Below are 14,218 nucleotides of genomic sequence, written 5' to 3' on the forward strand. Positions count from 1 at the left end.
ATGAAATGCCCGGTCTGCAAGACGCCCGACCTGTTGCTTGCCGAACGTCAGTCGATCGAGATCGACTATTGCCCCGAATGCCGCGGCGTGTGGCTCGATCGCGGCGAGCTCGACAAGCTGATCGCGCGCAGCGCCGACGACGCACCGGCCCGCCGCCACGACGCGCCCGTGCATCGGGACGCGTCCGCGCAGCGTGGCCGCGACGATGCGTGGGGCCGCGACCGGCGGCCGCACGACGACGACCGCCAGCACGAGCCGCACCGCCGCAAGAAGTCGGTGTTCGACATCTTCGATTTCGATTGAGGCGTGCGCCCCGCGCGAGCCCGCGCGGGGCGACGCACGTCAACGCGCCGCCGCGCGGTTCGATGCGACAATCGCCGCGATATCCACGGAGACGCAATGAACACAAACGCGGACATGAACACGGACATCCGGCGCATCGCGATCGTCGGCGCCGGCGTGATCGACGCGAGCTGGGCGGCTTTCTACCTGTCGAAGGGATTCGACGTCATTGCGACCGACCCCGCGCCGCAGGCCGATGCGCGGCTGCGCGACGCGCTTGCCGCGCTTCTCGCCCCGCTTCTCGGCGACGAAGCCGCGGCGCTGACGCAGCGGCTCGCCGTCGTTCGATCCGGACGTCGACCGCAAGCTGATCGACGAACTCCGCGCGATCCAGGGCGAGCGATCGATGCAGGCGCTCGCCGCTGAACGCGACCGGCTGCTCGTCGAGCTGATCGACGCGCGGCGGCGCAGTTTCCTGCCCTGACGACGCGCGTTGCCGCCGTAGTGGCAGTCGCGGTCATCGCAACGCACGCGCGTTGACCGGCCATTCCTGCCGGCCGTTCCTACTGCTGCGGGGACGGCTGCTGGGCTTGCGCGGCCCACGCAGGCTTGACGGCTTCGAGCAGTTCGCGGTTGCGTGCACGCGTCGCGTCGCTCGGCGGATAGTCGCCGTCGGTCGTCGGCAGTTCGCCTTCGAGATATGCCTGCTTCAGTTCGGCGATGACTTCCGCGCGCGTCTTGCCCTGCACGGGTTGCGATGCGTCGGTCTGCGCGAAAGCGGGGGACAGCAGTGCGGCCGCAGCGGCCGCGACGGTGAGTCGCATGATGTTCATGGTGCGCTCCGGAAACGGGGACGGGACGGCGGACGCACGGTATCGTGCCGTGCATTCCGACGGGGCCCATTGTCGCGAGCGGGGGCTGCGCGGACGCTGACGCATCCCGGGCAGGACTGTCAGGCGGCAGAGGGTGAACGGGTGAGCATCATGTACGCGGGCCGGCGCGGCCGGTCGGGCAGCGCTGTGCCGCCGGCGTGCCGCACATGTCGGGCGCGACTGGCCGGCGACCCGTGCGCTTCGTCGGCAGGGCCATCAGACGAAGACCACCGGGCGCAAGATCCGGCTGCGAATGCCGAACGCCGCCGTTTCTCCGGCCCGTTTCGGTCTACAGCATCTACAGATCCGCCGCCGCCGCAATCAGCGTCGCCTCGAGCGCGAGCGTCGAGCGCGACGCCGCGGTGGGGCGATCGATCACGTATTCGAGCTCGCCGAGTTCCGGCAGTCCCGCATCGAGGCGCGCGAGCCCGGCCGGGATCACATAGCCCGCGAACGCGCTGATCCCGAGCCCTGCACTGGCGGCCGCGCGCAGCACCGCGACGCTGCTGCTCACCACCGCGATCCGGTACGGCCGGCCGGCCGCCTCGAGCGACTCCAGCACCCGGCGCCGCGACACGCTCGGCTCCGGATGCAGCGCGAGCGGCAGCACGGCTTCATGGCCGGTGATCCGCGAATCGGGGCCGGTGCACCAGTAGAGCGGCTCGCTGCGGATCACGCGGCCGCGCCGGCTGCCCGCGATCCGTTTCGCGAACACGAGGTCGTGCCGCCCTTCGTCGAGCGCGTCGAACAGGTCGCCGGACAGGCCGGTCGCGATCGCCAGCTCGACTTCGGGGTTGCGCTGCACGAAGCTCGCGAGTGCGGCGGTCAGGTGGGCCGACGCGAAATCCTCCGACATCGCGATGCGCACCTTGCCCGACAGCGGCGGGCCGCATACCGACGTGACGGCCTCGTCCATCAGCTCGAGGATGCGCACCGCGTAGCGGAACAGCGCGTCGCCGTGCTGCGACAGGCGCACGTTGCGGGTGTCGCGCTCGAACAGCGGGCGGTCGAGCAGTTCCTCGAGGCGGCGGATGTGCTGGCTGACGGTGGACTGCGACAGGCTCACGCGCTCGGACGCGGCGGTGAAACTGCCGGACTGGGCGACGGCGACGAAGCTGCGCAGCAGCTCGGGCGGTAACGGACGCATTGCTAAACCCACTGAATCGGTTTCGACAACTTCATAAATGGCCGGATTGTGCGGCGCTAGTATCGGATCACGCCCCGGTGCGGCTGCTTCAGGCAGTCTACGGCATCCGGGCGCGGACCCGAAACCGCATCATCCCATCGACCGCCCGAGAATGCGCTCGCACGACGAGCCGCCGGGAGAGACTGCACAGGAGACGACTCGTGATCATCTACGGAACCGCATTGCTCGCGTTCTGCCATCTGGCCGGATTGTTCCTCGGCGACCTGCTCGGCACCGCAATCGGCGTGAAGACCAACGTCGGCGGCGTCGGCATCGCGATGCTGCTGCTGATCGGCTTGCGCCTATACCTGCACCGCCGCGGCTGGCTGCCGAAGGAGACCGAGGCGGGCGTCGGGTTCTGGGGCGCGATGTACATCCCGGTCGTGGTCGCGATGGCCGCGAACCAGAACGTGCTCGCCGCGCTGAAGGGCGGGCCGGTCGCGCTGCTCGCCGCGATCGGCGCGGCCGTGCTCTGCGCCGGCTGCATCGCGGTGCTCGCGCGCACCGGCCGCGACGACACGGCGTTCGCCGGCGTGCCGCAATTCGAAGAACAGTGACGGGAGGCCGCGATGCTGCAGATGCTCGAAAAGACAGTTGCCCATAACGGCCTCGTCGCGTCGTTCGCGCTGGTCGGCCTGATCATGTGGATCGCGTCGATCGTGTCGCGCAAGCTGACGTTCGGCCGCGTGCACGGCTCCGCGATCGCGATCCTGATCGGCCTCGCGCTCGCGTATGTCGGCGGCGCGTTCACCGGCGGCGAGAAGGGAGTCGCCGACGTGCCGCTGTTCGCCGACGTCGGCCTGATGGGCGGCGCGATGCTGCGCGATTTCGCAATCGTCGCGACCGCGTTCGAAGTGCAGCCGGCCGAGGCGAAAAAGGCCGGGCTGGTCGGCGTGCTGTCGCTGCTGCTCGGCACCGTGCTGCCGTTCATCGTCGGCGCGTGCGTCGCGCGCGCGTTCGGCTATACCGACGCGGTCAGCATGACGACGATCGGCGCGGGCGCGGTCACCTACATCGTCGGGCCTGTCACGGGCGCTGCGATCGGCGCGAGCTCGGACGTGATCGCGCTCAGCATCGCGACGGGGCTCGTCAAGGCGATCATCGTGATGGTCGGCACGCCGCTCGCCGCCAATTTCATGGGGCTGAAGACGCCGCGCTCCGCGATGATCTTCGGCGGCCTCGCGGGCACCGTGAGCGGCGTCAGCGCTGGCCTCGCCGCGACCGATCGCCGGCTCGTGCCGTACGGCGCGCTCGTCGCGACGTTCCATACGGGCGTCGGTTGCCTGCTCGGGCCGTCGGTGCTGTTCTTCACGACGCGCGCGCTGGTCGGCGCGTGAGCCGGCCAATCGGTGCGACAGGCCCGCGAACGCGCACGGCCGGCCGTGCGGCGACGGCAAGTCCGGCCCGCGTGCGGGCGCGGCCGGCATCCATCGCGGCGACCTCTGAGTCGCATCGGACAACATCATCAATCGGCGGCGGCGCCCGGCTTAGAATGCCGCTGAACCCTCGAAGCAGGAGAACTCTATGACGGGATGGAATCACGCGCGACTCGCGCGCGATGCACGCCTCGCTGCCTGCGCGTCCTTCGCGCAGGGCAAGCGGGTCGACGCGCGCGACGCCGTGGCATTGCTGGAAGCGGTCCTGCGGCCCGGCGACCGGGTCTGCCTCGAAGGCGACAACCAGAAGCAGGCGGACCTGCTCGCGGTGGCGCTCGCCGACGTCGACAGCGCGAAGGTGCACGACCTGCACATGGTGCAGTCGGGCGTCGTGCTGCCCGAGCACCTGGACGTGTTCGAGCGCGGCATCGCGAAGCGCCTCGATTTCGCGTACTCGGGCCCGCAGTCGCAGCGCATCGCGAAGCTGCTGTTCGGCGGCAAGATCGCGCTCGGCGCGGTGCACACGTATCTCGAGCTGTTCGCGCGCTACTTCATCGACCTCACGCCGCATGTCGCGCTGATCGCGGCGGTCAGCGCCGATGCGGACGGCAACCTGTACACGGGCCCGAACACCGAGGACACGCCGACCGTCGTCGAGGCCACGGCCTTCAAGGACGGCATCGTGATCGCGCAGGTCGACCGCATCGTCGACAAGGTGCCACGCGTCGACATCCCCGGCGACCGCGTGCATTTCGTCGTCGAGGCCGGCCGGCCGTTCTACGTCGAGCCGCTGTTCACGCGCGACCCGGCGGCGATCACCGAAACGCAGATCCTGACCGCGATGCTCGCGCTGAAGGGGATCTACCAGCCGTACGGGATCAAGCGCCTGAACCACGGGATCGGCTTCAACACCGCGGCGATCGAGCTGCTGTTGCCGACCTACGGCGAGAAGCTCGGCCTGAAGGGCAAGGTCGCGACGCACTGGGCGCTGAATCCGCACCCGACGCTGATTCCGGCGATCGAATCGGGCTGGGTCGAGCAGATCCACTGCTTCGGCTCCGAAGTCGGGATGGACGAGTACATCCGCGCGCGGTCCGACGTATGGTTCACGGGCTCCGACGGCTCGCTGCGCTCGAACCGCGCGTTCTGCCAGACGGCGGGCCTCTACGCGTGCGACATGTTCATCGGCTCGACGCTGCAGATCGACCTGTCCGGCCATTCGTCGACGGTGACGGCCGAGCGCATCGCGGGCTTCGGCGGCGCGCCGAACATGGGCAGCGACGCGCGCGGCCGGCGCCATCCGAGCGAGCCGTGGCTGAAGGCCGGCGAGGAAGCCGACCCCGACACGCCGGCGGCGCTCAGGCGCGGCCGCAAGCTCGTCGTGCAGATCGGCGAGACCTTCGGCGACAAGAACGTGCCGATGTTCGTCGAGAAGCTCGATGCGCTGAAGCTCGCCGACAAACTGCAGCTCGATCTCGCGCCGATCATGGTGTACGGCGACGACGTCACGCACATCGTCACCGAGGAAGGGATCGCGAACCTGCTGCTGTGCCGCGACCGGGACGAGCGCGAGCATGCGATCCGCGGTGTTGCAGGCTATACGGAAGTCGGCCGCGGCCGCGACCGGAAGATGGTCGAGCGGCTGCGCGAGCGCGGCGTGATCCGGCGCCCGGAGGATCTCGGCATCGATCCGCTCGACGCCGACCGCCGCTGGCTCGCCGCGCGCTCGATCAAGGATCTCGTGCACTGGTCGGGCGGGCTGTACGCGCCGCCGGCGCGGTTCCGCAACTGGTAAGGAAGAGGGCAATGGAACAGTTGAACTATCGCTTCACCGCGCGTGCGCGCGCGAAGGGCGAGCTGGCCACGGCGCTCGTCGGGGTGGTCGCGTCCGGCAATCTCGAGGTGCTCGTCGAACGGGTGCTGCCGGGCAACGCATGCGAGATCGACATCCGCACCGCGGCGGTCGGTTTCGGCGCGGTGTGGCAGGCCGTATTGACCGATTTCGTCGAGCGGCGCGCGCCGGGCGGCCTGAAGCTGTCCGTCAACGACGGCGGCGCGCGGCCCGACATGGTGTCGCTGCGGCTCGCGCAGGCCGTGCGCGCGATCGAAGGGGAGGCAGCATGAACAGCCCCCGCACGCGCATTCATTCGCTGCCTGACGAAGGGGCAGGCGGCCCGGCCGGCGTGACCCGCGACGCGCCGGCGTTCGTCGCGAACGCGTCGAGCTGGTACGAGGCGTCCGCGCGTCAGCGCATCGACGCGCTGCTCGATGCCGGCAGCTTCACCGAATTCCTCGGGCCGGCCGAGCGCGTGACGAGCCCGCATCTGCCGCTGTTCGACCTGCCGCAGCAGTTCGACGACGGGATGATCGTCGGACGCGGCCTGCTCGACGGCAAGCCGGTGCTGGTCGCCGCGCAGGAGGGCCGCTTCATGGGCGGCGCGTTCGGCGAAGTGCACGGCGCGAAGCTCACGGGCCTGCTGCGCGCCGCGCGCGAGCTGGGCACGGTGCCGGTGCTGATCCTGTTCGACACGGGCGGCGTGCGGCTGCAGGAAGCGAACGCGGGCGAACTCGCGATCGCCGAGATCATGCGCGCGCTCGTCGATGCGCGCGCGGCCGGCGTGCCGGTGGTCGGCCTGATCGGCGGACGCGCGGGCTGCTACGGCGGCGGCGGGCTGCTCGCCGCCTGCTGCTCGGCGCTCGCGGTGTCGGAGCAGGGGCGCATCGGCGTGTCAGGCCCCGAAGTGATCGAAACCAATCGCGGCGTCGAGGAATTCGACGCGAAGGACCGCGCGCTGATCTGGCGCACGATGGGCGGCAAGCACCGGCGGCTGATCGGCGGCGCGGACCGCTACGTGGCCGATACGCCGGACGCGTTCCGTGCGGCTGCGCTCGAGCTGATCCGCGAGGCGCCGGCGTTCGACGCGGCGATGCTGCGCGCCGAGCAGGCGCGGCTCGAAGCGCGTGTCGCGCGGTTCGGCGCGTGCGCCGACGCGCTCGACGTGTGGCGCGCGCTCGGCGCGCGTGCGCCGGAAGCAATACCCGGCATGCCCGACGACACGTTCGCCGCGCTCGCCGACCAACTCCAGGAGCCCTCGCATGACGCTCGATGAAGTCCTCGCCTCGCTGTTCCCGCAAGGCCACGCGATCGTGCGCAACGGCCACCTGCTGTCCGGCCACGCGGAACTCGCCGGCACGCGCGTCGACGTGATCGGCGTGACCGACCGCCTGCCGTTCGGCATCGACGAAGCGCTGACGCTCGCGTCGCACGTGCTCGGCACGCTCGAACGCGGCGGCGCGACGCCGATCCTCGTGCTGGTCGACAGCGACAGCCAGCGGATGAGCAAGCGCGACGAACTGCTGGGCCTGAACGAAGGCCTGTCGCATCTCGCGAAGTGCCTGATGCACGCGGATATTGCCGGACACCGGACGATCGGCCTGCTGTACGGCCACACGGCCGCCGGCGCGTTCATCGCGACTGCGCTCGCGACGCGCGCGCTGCTCGCGGTGCCGGGCGCCGATCCGGAAGTGATGGACCTGCCGTCGATGTCGCGCGTGACCAAGCTGCCGCTCGACGTCCTGAAGGAGAAGGCCCGTTCGACGCCGGTGTTCGCGCCGGGGCTCGACAACCTTGTGAAGATGGGCGCGGTCGACGCGGTGCTCGATCCGGCCCGCGGGCTCGACGCGCAGGTCGCCGAATGGCTCGACAAGCCGGTCGATCGCGTCGACCGGCGCGCGGCACGCGGCCGTCCGGTCGCGGCCGACGTCGCGCAGCGCGTGTATGAGCTCGCGCGTGCCGTTCGCTGACGCGCCGCTGCGCCGCCATACCCTCGTCACGCTGACGGCGGCGGGTTGGGCGGCGCTGTTCGCGCGCGATCCGGCGCTTGCCGCCGACGCGCCCGTGCGCCGATGGGCGGAGTGCGGCTGGCCGCTCGTCGTGCGCCGCGCGCTGCCAGGCGAAACCGGCGTGCCGCTCGGGATGCCGCTGCCACCGTCGGCCGGCAAGCGGCGCATCGCGTTGAGCGTCGACGCCGGCGCGCTCGCGTCCGTCGGCGCGCCGCCGGCGTTCGCCGCGGTGCTCGACGCCGCGCCTGCGGCGTGGCGGCAGCCGTTGCGCGAGCTCGATGCGCTCGGCGCGCGCTGTGGCGTCGCGGGCCGCGTGTTCGGCAGCCTCGCGTGGCAGGCGCTGACGGGCGAGCGATACCTGACCGATTCATCCGATCTCGACGTGGTGTTTGCATTGCCGGACCCCGCGCGTGCCGCGACGCTGCTCGACGGGCTCGCGGCGATCGACGCGCGCGCGCCGATGCGTGTCGATGGCGAACTGCTGCGCGACGACGGCGCGGGCGTCAACTGGCGCGAGCTGCATGCGAGGTTGCCGGAGGTCGCCGTGAAGACAGCCGGCGGCGTCGCGCTCGACACGGCTGCGGCCTTCCTTGCAGGAGCCGCGCGATGAGTGCGCTCGCGATATTGCGCACGCTGCCGGCGCCGCAATCGGATGAGGCGCCGCAATCGGATGCAGGACGCATTGCCGCGCTCGCGGAGCAGAGCCTGCTGCTCGAGATCGACACCTATCCGAAGCCCGGCCTTGTCAGCCACGTCGACACGGGCAGTCACGCGGACATGGACGCGTCGACGTTCGCGCGCAGCGCCGCCGTGCTGCGGCCGCATTTCGCGGAGCTGGCCGACGCGGGCGCGCGCGATGCGGAGATGGCCGTGCTGCGCAAGATCGGCCTGCGCGCCGAGCAAGCGATGCTTGTGGCGACGGGCGGCGTCAACACCCATCGCGGTGCGATCTTCGGGCTCGGGCTGCTGTGCGCGGCCGCGGGCCGGCGCGGTGTGCCCGGCGCGGTCGCGCCGGACTTGACGCTCGGCGCGTTGGTCGCGCGCCGCTGGGGCGCCGACATTCTCGGCGGGCCGCGGCTGCCCGGCAGCCACGGCGAGCGCGCGGGCCGCCGCTACGGCGTCGGCGGCGCGCGCGGCGAAGCGGCCGGCGGTTTCGCGACCGTCTATCGGGTCGGGCTGCCCGCGCTGAGGCGCGCGGCGCGCGACGTGCCGGGCGATGCCGAAGCGGCGCGCGTCGACGCGTGCTTTGCGCTGATCGCGGCGCTCGACGATACGAACCTGCTGCACCGGGGCGGGCAGGCGGGCCTCGATTACGCGCATGCCGCCGCGCGCGCGTTCGTCGCGTGCGGCGGCGTGCGCGCGCCCGGCTGGCGCAGCCGCGCGGCCGACGTGCACCGCGCATTCGTTGCGCGGCGGCTGAGCCCCGGCGGCGCGGCCGACCTGCTGGCGATGAGCGTGTTCGCCGATGCGCTGGAACGGCAGGAGGCCGTGCAATGACGCTCGCGATCCTGTGTTCGGGGCAGGGCGGCCAGCGTGCCGACATGTTCCACCTGACGGACAGCGCGCCGGAAGCGGAGGCGCTGTTCGCGCATGCAGGCCGGCTGCTTGGCGAGGATCCGCGCACGTGGGTGCGCGACGCCGCGCCGGACGCGCTGCGCGAAAACCGCGCGGCGCAGATCCTGTGCACGCTGCAGGCCGTCGCGGCCACGGCGCTGCTCGATCGCGCGTGGCCGCGACGGCGCTGCGTCGCGGGCTACAGCGTCGGCGAAGTCGTGTCGTGGAGCGTCGCGGGGCTGATCGATCCCCACGACGCGCTTGATCTTTCCGACGCGCGCGCCCGCGCGATGGATGCCGCAAGCGGCGGCGACGAAGGGATGGCGTTCGTGCGCGGCCTGTCGCGCGACCACCTGGCGCGGCTGTGCGCGAACCACGATGCGGCGATCGCGATTGCGAGCCCCGGCGACGCATTCGTGATCGCCGGCCGCCGTGACGACGTCGACGCGGCGGCCGCGGACGCCGCGCGGGATGGCGCGCAGCGGGTCGCGCCCGTGTGCGTGCGGATCGCGTCGCATACGGGCCGGCTCGCGTCGGCGGTGCCGGCGTTTCGCGCGTCGCTGGGTGCGGTGCGCGTGCGGCGGCCATTGCCGGGCGTGCGGCTGTTCTCGGGCATCGACGGCGCGTCGGTGCTCGACGTTGCCGTCGGCCTCGACAAGCTCGCGCGCCAGATCGCCGAGCCGGTCGAATGGGCGGCCTGTCTTGCGGGCTGCGTGGAGGCGGGCGCGACCGCGTTTCTCGAACTCGGTCCAGGCCGCGCGCTCGCGGAAATGGCGCAGCGCGCGTACCCGGCGCTGCCGGCCCGCAGCCTCGCCGATTTCCGCTCGCTCGACGGCGCGACGAGCTGGCTCGCGCGCGTCGCGGCCGGTTGAACGCAACCGCGCCGACGCGCTTCCGGCGTGCCTCCGGCGCGGGCTGTTGCGCCGGCGCAGCAGCGTCGCGGCGCGCGCTTGCCACGCGAATTGGCATCGTTACAATGGCGCCCGCCATGAGACCCGCCGCCTTCACCCCTTTCACCGCTTTCCTGTTGGCCGCGCTGTGCTGCGCGGCGACCGCCCGCGCGGCGCAGATCCCGTCCGACGCCGCGTCCGTCGGCGCCTATTTCTCGTATGACAACGCAGCGGCCGACGCAACCGTCGACCTGATCCAGCAGGCGCAGCGCCGCGTGCTGCTGGCCGGCTACGCGTATGTGCCGCCGGCGGTCGCCGGCGCGCTGCGCGATGCGCGCGCGCGGGGGGTCGAAGTCCGCGTCGTGCTGGTCCGGTCGGCGCGCGCGGGCAAGTACAGCGGCGCAGGCTATCTGAAATCCGCGGGCATCGATGTTGCGATCGACACGCGGCACGCCGATCCCGCGCCGCGCTTCGTGATCGTCGACGACAGCGTCGCGCTGACGACGCTGACCGAAGGCGCGCCGACGCATGCCGAGACGGTGAACGTGTTTCATCGCGCGCCGGAACTCGCGCAATCCTATGCGCAGTCGTTCTGGCGCCTGTACCGGCAGGCGGGCGGGCTCTGAAGCGGTTCCGGAACCGGGGTGCGATGCGTGAAGCGGTCATGCCGGTTGCCGATCGCATGCACCGACATCACCGGCAGAACGCACCTGCATCACGCACCATCCGCGACGCTTGAATTGGCGGATCGCATGCACCATGCTCATTGACGTAATGTCGGCGTGAACGCGGCGCAGGTGGCCGCCGCGCGTGCCCGGGGCGACGCCGGCGAACGGAAGGGGGGCGAGCGTGATGGATCGTTTCGTCGACCGCGCCGATGCGGGCCGCCAGCTCGCGGACGCGCTGCAGGGTTACACAGGGCGTACCGACATCGTCGTGCTGGCGTTGCCGCGCGGCGGCGTGCCGGTCGCGTTTCCGGTGGCGCGTGCGCTGCGCGCGCCGCTCGACGTGCTGGTCGTGCGCAAGCTCGGCGTGCCTTACGACCCCGAACTCGCGATGGGCGCGATCGCGACCGGCGGTGCGATCTATCTGCAACGCTCGGTCATCCAGTCGATGAGCGTGACGGATGCGCAGCTCGCCGACGTGATCGCGCGCGAAACAGTCGAACTGCAGCGCCGCGAGGCGCTGTACCGTGGCGCGTGGCCGCCGGTGCCGGTCGAAGGGCGCACGGCGATCGTCGTCGACGACGGCATCGCGACGGGCGCGACGATGCGCGTCGCGCTGCAGTCGCTGCGCGAGCGCCACCCGGCGCGCGTGGTGGCGGCGGCGCCCGTCGCGCCGGCCGGCGTGCAGCGCCGGTTCGACGATCTCGCCGACGCGTTCGTCGCGGTGTCGCACCCGCTGTCGTTCTTCGGGATCAGCCAGTTCTACTTGCATTTCGAGCAGACGAGCGACGACGAAGTGCGCACGCTGCTCGAGGCGGCGCGCGGTGCGCAGGACGGCCGCGCTCCGTCCGCTTGAGGCCTCGCCCGAGGTCCGCCCGAGGTCCGCCTGAGCCCGGTCAATGCCGCGTCGCGCGGCCGGCTTCGGCCTGCGCGAAGACGGTCTCGAGCACCGGATGCACGTCGTCACGCCAGCGCGTGCCGGTAAACAGTCCGTAGTGATCGCAGCCTTCGACATCGATTCGATGCCGCTCGCCCGGTGCGAGTGCGCCGCAGAGCGCGTGCGCCGCGTGCGTTTGCCCGGCGCCCGTGACCGCATCGCGCGTGCCCTCGACGGTCAGCAGCGCGGTGTCGCACAGCGCGTCCGGATCGACGGGCACGCCCGCGACGCGCCATGTGCGGTTCGCAAGGCACGCGCGCTGGAACACGATATCGACGGTGTCGAGGAAGTATTCGGCCGGCATGTCGAGAAGCGCCGTGTATTCGTGCAGCGCGCGCCGCGCGTGCGCGATGTCGCCCGCGTCGAGCCGCAGCGCCGCCTGTGCGTAGCGGTCGATCAGCGACAGGTAGCGGTGCGGATAGACGATTGCGATCTCGGCCTGCTGCAGGTAGGTCGGAAACACGGCGCGGCCGCGTCCGGCGAAGCCGGACGGCACCACGTCGATCAGATGACGGCGGCACCAGTCGAGCGAATGCGACGCGGCCGCGATGCCGAGCGTGCTCGGGTTGAGCCGCGCGTCGAGCGGCCCGCCGATCAGCGTCACGCTCGCGGGCGGCGCGAGACTGCGCTGCGCGCGCAGTGCGAGCGCGCCGAGCGCGGGGAACGTCGCCTGGCAGACGGCGACGACATGCAGCGGGCGGCCGTCGCGCGCGAGCAGGTCGATGAAGCCGTCGAGCATCGTCACGTATTCGTCGAGGCCGAAGCGGCCCGCGTCGGGCGACACGTCGCGCGCGTTCGTCCAGTCGGTCACGCAGACGTCGCCGTCGGCGAGCAGCGTCTCGACGGTCTCCCGCATCATCACGGCCGCGTGGCCGGCGAGCGGCGCGCACAGCAGCACGATGCGTTCGGCATGCGGGCGCGAAAAGCGGCGCAGCCCGCAGAACGGCGTCTGCACGATGCACTGCTCGGTGACTTCGTCGCGGCGGCCGTCGCATACGAACGGCCCGATCGCGAACGGCGGCGGGTCGGCGGCCGGGCCGAGCAGGGGCTCGACCAGGTCCGCATAGCACGCGGATGCGGCGTGCGGCAGCGTGGCCGCCGGCCACGCGTCGAGCGCGTACCGGGTCGTCGCGCGCCACGCGCGCAGCCATTGCCGCTGCTGTTCGACGAGGGCATACCACATGGCGGACCTTCGGAGGACGATGGGCGAGTCTGCATTATGGGCACTGTTGCCGCGCGGCGGGGACGCGTTTTGACGCGCGATGGGCGTGGCGAGGGATTTCCCCGGCCTGGCCGGCAATGTACGTACGCAAGCCTTCATTCGTATGAATAGACCCTGTACGCGTCCGCCTGGCGCTGCTACAGTCGTCGATCCCATTCCCTCAAGCGGAGCGTATTGCGATGAAGCTGATCGGCATGCTGGATTCCCCGTTCGTGCGGCGGGCCGCCATCTCGGCGAAGCTGCTCGACCTGCCGTTCGAACACCAGTCGGTGTCGGTATTCCGGCAATTCGACACGTTCAAGGCGATCAACCCGGTCGTGAAGGCGCCGACGCTCGTCACTGACGACGGCGCGACGCTGATCGATTCTTCGCTGATCGTCGACTACCTCGATCACCTCGTCGCGCCCGAGCGGCGCCTGCTGCCCGACGCACCCGACGCGCGGCTGCGCGCGCTCGTGCCGATCGGTTTCGCGCTGGCGGCGGCCGAGAAGACCGTGCAGGTCGTCTACGAGCACGGGCTGCGCCCGGTCGACAAGCAGCACCAGCCGTGGCTCGACCGCGTGCTCGGCCAGCTCGAGGCCGCCTATGGCGAACTGGAGCGGCACGTCGCGCGCGCGGACGGCTGGTTCGGCGGCGCGCGCGTGATGCAGGCCGACGTGACGGTCGCGGTCGCATGGCGCTTCACGCAGTTCATGACGGCCGACTATCCGGCGCTGGCCCGCATCGATCCGGCCCGATATCCGGCGCTCGCCGCACACTCTGCGCGTGCGGAGGCGCTGCCTGCCTTCGTCGAGACGCCGCTCGACTAGGGCCAGCGCAAGCCCGTTATTGGCGTGAACTGGCCGTGGCCTCTGCGCGTGTGCGGGACGGGTTGCCGGACAGGTGCGGCGGCCCGGCCCGCCCGCTGGCCCCTCGGGCCGATCACGGCGCCGGCGGCGGGTTGCCGTCGCGGCCGGGGCGCGTGCCATCCTGCGCGCCGGCAGCGCGATTGTTTTCTCAAACCGACAAGTGACTTCGTTTTCGTGAGATTTATCCGGGCGCCCGCGATCCCTAGAATTCACTCCATCGAATACGCATTGCCAGATGGAGTCGATGATGAAAGCCCTGATCGAATCGAGCCTGTTTCACCCGTCAGTCGTGTTGCCGCTTGCCGCGCTGACGCAGCTGATGGTCGAGCGCGATTTCAATCTCGGCCAGGTCGGCCTGATCGTCGCGGCGCGCGGCGCGCAGGCGGCGGTGTCACGCTCGCGTGCGCTGCTCTTCTGCCGTCATTGCGAGGCTCAAGCATGAGCGCGGTGGTCCCGCAAGAATGAAGAAAGCCCGGCCGGCGCGAGCCGGTCGGGCTGTTCAGGCCGGGCGACCGGCCAGTCGATGAAACCCCGGCACTGCCG

17 protein-coding genes and 2 pseudogenes are annotated in these 14,218 nt (G+C 71.3%); 16 read left to right on the top strand and 3 right to left on the bottom strand.

The features are described 5' to 3' along the window. The 3 genes and pseudogenes from ACV229_RS36050 to ACV229_RS36060 form a co-directional block, all read left to right on the top strand. Entirely contained in the window at positions 1-303 is a 303-nt protein-coding gene (locus ACV229_RS36050) for a TFIIB-type zinc ribbon-containing protein (RefSeq protein ID WP_448087836.1), read from the top strand. 114 nt (positions 304-417) lie between these two features. Next, positions 418-525, top strand: a pseudogene (locus ACV229_RS36055) (3-hydroxyacyl-CoA dehydrogenase NAD-binding domain-containing protein); the annotation flags it as partial. An 88-nt stretch (positions 526-613) separates the two neighbouring features. After that, positions 614-766, top strand: a pseudogene (locus tag ACV229_RS36060) (3-hydroxyacyl-CoA dehydrogenase NAD-binding domain-containing protein); the annotation flags it as partial. Between the two features lie 79 nt (positions 767-845). On the opposite strand, the gene ACV229_RS36065 reads toward ACV229_RS36060, so the two are convergent. Together ACV229_RS36065 and ACV229_RS36070 are read right to left on the bottom strand one after the other, a co-directional pair. Beyond that, on the bottom strand, positions 846-1,115 hold the full coding sequence (locus ACV229_RS36065; RefSeq protein ID WP_448087837.1) for a DUF4148 domain-containing protein: 270 nt from the start codon (positions 1,113-1,115) through the stop codon (positions 846-848). A 337-nt stretch (positions 1,116-1,452) separates the two neighbouring features. After that, positions 1,453-2,301 carry a LysR substrate-binding domain-containing protein gene (locus ACV229_RS36070; protein ID WP_448087838.1) on the bottom strand — a complete coding sequence of 283 codons (849 nt, stop codon included), beginning with the start codon at positions 2,299-2,301 and terminating at the stop codon, positions 1,453-1,455. 200 nt (positions 2,302-2,501) lie between these two features. Between ACV229_RS36070 and madL the strand changes: the two genes are divergently transcribed. The 11 genes from madL (at position 2,502) to ACV229_RS36125 (ending at position 11,524) form a co-directional block, all read left to right on the top strand. After that, positions 2,502-2,897, top strand: a complete 396-nt coding sequence (gene madL, locus ACV229_RS36075) for a malonate transporter subunit MadL (protein ID WP_448087839.1) — start codon at positions 2,502-2,504, stop codon at positions 2,895-2,897. Between the two features lie 12 nt (positions 2,898-2,909). Then, positions 2,910-3,677, top strand: a complete 768-nt coding sequence (madM, locus tag ACV229_RS36080; RefSeq protein ID WP_448087840.1) for a malonate transporter subunit MadM — start codon at positions 2,910-2,912, stop codon at positions 3,675-3,677. Positions 3,678-3,864: 187 nt separating this feature from the next. Beyond that, on the top strand, positions 3,865-5,511 hold the full coding sequence (gene mdcA / locus ACV229_RS36085; RefSeq protein WP_448087841.1) for a malonate decarboxylase subunit alpha: 1,647 nt from the start codon (positions 3,865-3,867) through the stop codon (positions 5,509-5,511). 11 nt (positions 5,512-5,522) lie between these two features. Further along, entirely contained in the window at positions 5,523-5,840 is a 318-nt protein-coding gene (gene mdcC / locus ACV229_RS36090; protein WP_448087842.1) for a malonate decarboxylase acyl carrier protein, read from the top strand. Continuing rightward, positions 5,837-6,826 carry a biotin-independent malonate decarboxylase subunit beta gene (locus ACV229_RS36095; RefSeq protein WP_448087843.1) on the top strand — a complete coding sequence of 330 codons (990 nt, stop codon included), beginning with the start codon at positions 5,837-5,839 and terminating at the stop codon, positions 6,824-6,826. Before mdcC ends, ACV229_RS36095 begins: the two co-directional genes overlap by 4 nt. Then, entirely contained in the window at positions 6,813-7,520 is a 708-nt protein-coding gene (gene mdcE / locus ACV229_RS36100) for a biotin-independent malonate decarboxylase subunit gamma (protein ID WP_448087844.1), read from the top strand. The genes ACV229_RS36095 and mdcE overlap by 14 nt, the downstream gene beginning before the upstream one ends. Next, positions 7,507-8,169: a malonate decarboxylase holo-[acyl-carrier-protein] synthase gene (gene mdcG / locus ACV229_RS36105; RefSeq protein WP_448087845.1), complete on the top strand. Its 663-nt coding sequence runs from the start codon at positions 7,507-7,509 to the stop codon at positions 8,167-8,169. Before mdcE ends, mdcG begins: the two co-directional genes overlap by 14 nt. Then, entirely contained in the window at positions 8,166-9,056 is an 891-nt protein-coding gene (gene mdcB / locus ACV229_RS36110) for a triphosphoribosyl-dephospho-CoA synthase MdcB (RefSeq protein WP_448087846.1), read from the top strand. Before mdcG ends, mdcB begins: the two co-directional genes overlap by 4 nt. Beyond that, positions 9,053-9,985, top strand: a complete 933-nt coding sequence (gene mdcH / locus ACV229_RS36115) for a malonate decarboxylase subunit epsilon (RefSeq protein WP_448087847.1) — start codon at positions 9,053-9,055, stop codon at positions 9,983-9,985. Before mdcB ends, mdcH begins: the two co-directional genes overlap by 4 nt. A gap of 104 nt (positions 9,986-10,089) precedes the next feature. Further along, entirely contained in the window at positions 10,090-10,629 is a 540-nt protein-coding gene (locus tag ACV229_RS36120; protein WP_448087848.1) for a phospholipase D-like domain-containing protein, read from the top strand. A 226-nt stretch (positions 10,630-10,855) separates the two neighbouring features. After that, a complete protein-coding gene (locus ACV229_RS36125) occupies positions 10,856-11,524 on the top strand; it encodes a phosphoribosyltransferase (protein WP_448087849.1) in 669 nt (222 codons plus the stop codon). Between the two features lie 40 nt (positions 11,525-11,564). Here the strand turns inward: ACV229_RS36125 and phaZ are convergent, their stop codons facing one another. After that, the gene (gene phaZ / locus ACV229_RS36130; RefSeq protein ID WP_448087850.1) at positions 11,565-12,788 is read right to left on the bottom strand and encodes a polyhydroxyalkanoate depolymerase; all 1,224 of its coding nucleotides are present in this window, start codon (positions 12,786-12,788) and stop codon (positions 11,565-11,567) included. A 218-nt stretch (positions 12,789-13,006) separates the two neighbouring features. On the opposite strand from phaZ, the gene ACV229_RS36135 reads away from it, so the two are divergent. Next, on the top strand, positions 13,007-13,636 hold the full coding sequence (locus ACV229_RS36135) for a glutathione S-transferase family protein (protein ID WP_448087851.1): 630 nt from the start codon (positions 13,007-13,009) through the stop codon (positions 13,634-13,636). 274 nt (positions 13,637-13,910) lie between these two features. Further along, entirely contained in the window at positions 13,911-14,117 is a 207-nt protein-coding gene (locus ACV229_RS36140; RefSeq protein WP_448075377.1) for a hypothetical protein, read from the top strand. Positions 14,118-14,218: the final 101 nt, after the last annotated feature.

The organism is Burkholderia sp. MR1-5-21 (genome assembly GCF_053427715.1).

What these genes read in the sequence shown, in the direction of transcription:
- phaZ (WP_448087850.1), bottom strand. Translation starts at nt 12,788, where the DNA reads ATGTGGTATGCCCTCGTCGAACAGCAGCGGCAATGGCTGCGCGCGTGG.
- mdcH (WP_448087847.1), top strand. Translation starts at nt 9,053, where the DNA reads ATGACGCTCGCGATCCTGTGTTCGGGGCAGGGCGGCCAGCGTGCCGAC.
- ACV229_RS36050 (WP_448087836.1), top strand. Translation starts at nt 1, where the DNA reads ATGAAATGCCCGGTCTGCAAGACGCCCGACCTGTTGCTTGCCGAACGT.
- mdcA (WP_448087841.1), top strand. Translation starts at nt 3,865, where the DNA reads ATGACGGGATGGAATCACGCGCGACTCGCGCGCGATGCACGCCTCGCT.
- ACV229_RS36095 (WP_448087843.1), top strand. Translation starts at nt 5,837, where the DNA reads ATGAACAGCCCCCGCACGCGCATTCATTCGCTGCCTGACGAAGGGGCA.
- mdcE (WP_448087844.1), top strand. Translation starts at nt 6,813, where the DNA reads ATGACGCTCGATGAAGTCCTCGCCTCGCTGTTCCCGCAAGGCCACGCG.
- ACV229_RS36125 (WP_448087849.1), top strand. Translation starts at nt 10,856, where the DNA reads ATGGATCGTTTCGTCGACCGCGCCGATGCGGGCCGCCAGCTCGCGGAC.
- madM (WP_448087840.1), top strand. Translation starts at nt 2,910, where the DNA reads ATGCTGCAGATGCTCGAAAAGACAGTTGCCCATAACGGCCTCGTCGCG.
- ACV229_RS36120 (WP_448087848.1), top strand. Translation starts at nt 10,090, where the DNA reads ATGGCGCCCGCCATGAGACCCGCCGCCTTCACCCCTTTCACCGCTTTC.
- ACV229_RS36065 (WP_448087837.1), bottom strand. Translation starts at nt 1,115, where the DNA reads ATGAACATCATGCGACTCACCGTCGCGGCCGCTGCGGCCGCACTGCTG.
- ACV229_RS36070 (WP_448087838.1), bottom strand. Translation starts at nt 2,301, where the DNA reads ATGCGTCCGTTACCGCCCGAGCTGCTGCGCAGCTTCGTCGCCGTCGCC.
- mdcC (WP_448087842.1), top strand. Translation starts at nt 5,523, where the DNA reads ATGGAACAGTTGAACTATCGCTTCACCGCGCGTGCGCGCGCGAAGGGC.
- ACV229_RS36140 (WP_448075377.1), top strand. Translation starts at nt 13,911, where the DNA reads ATGGAGTCGATGATGAAAGCCCTGATCGAATCGAGCCTGTTTCACCCG.
- mdcB (WP_448087846.1), top strand. Translation starts at nt 8,166, where the DNA reads ATGAGTGCGCTCGCGATATTGCGCACGCTGCCGGCGCCGCAATCGGAT.
- ACV229_RS36135 (WP_448087851.1), top strand. Translation starts at nt 13,007, where the DNA reads ATGAAGCTGATCGGCATGCTGGATTCCCCGTTCGTGCGGCGGGCCGCC.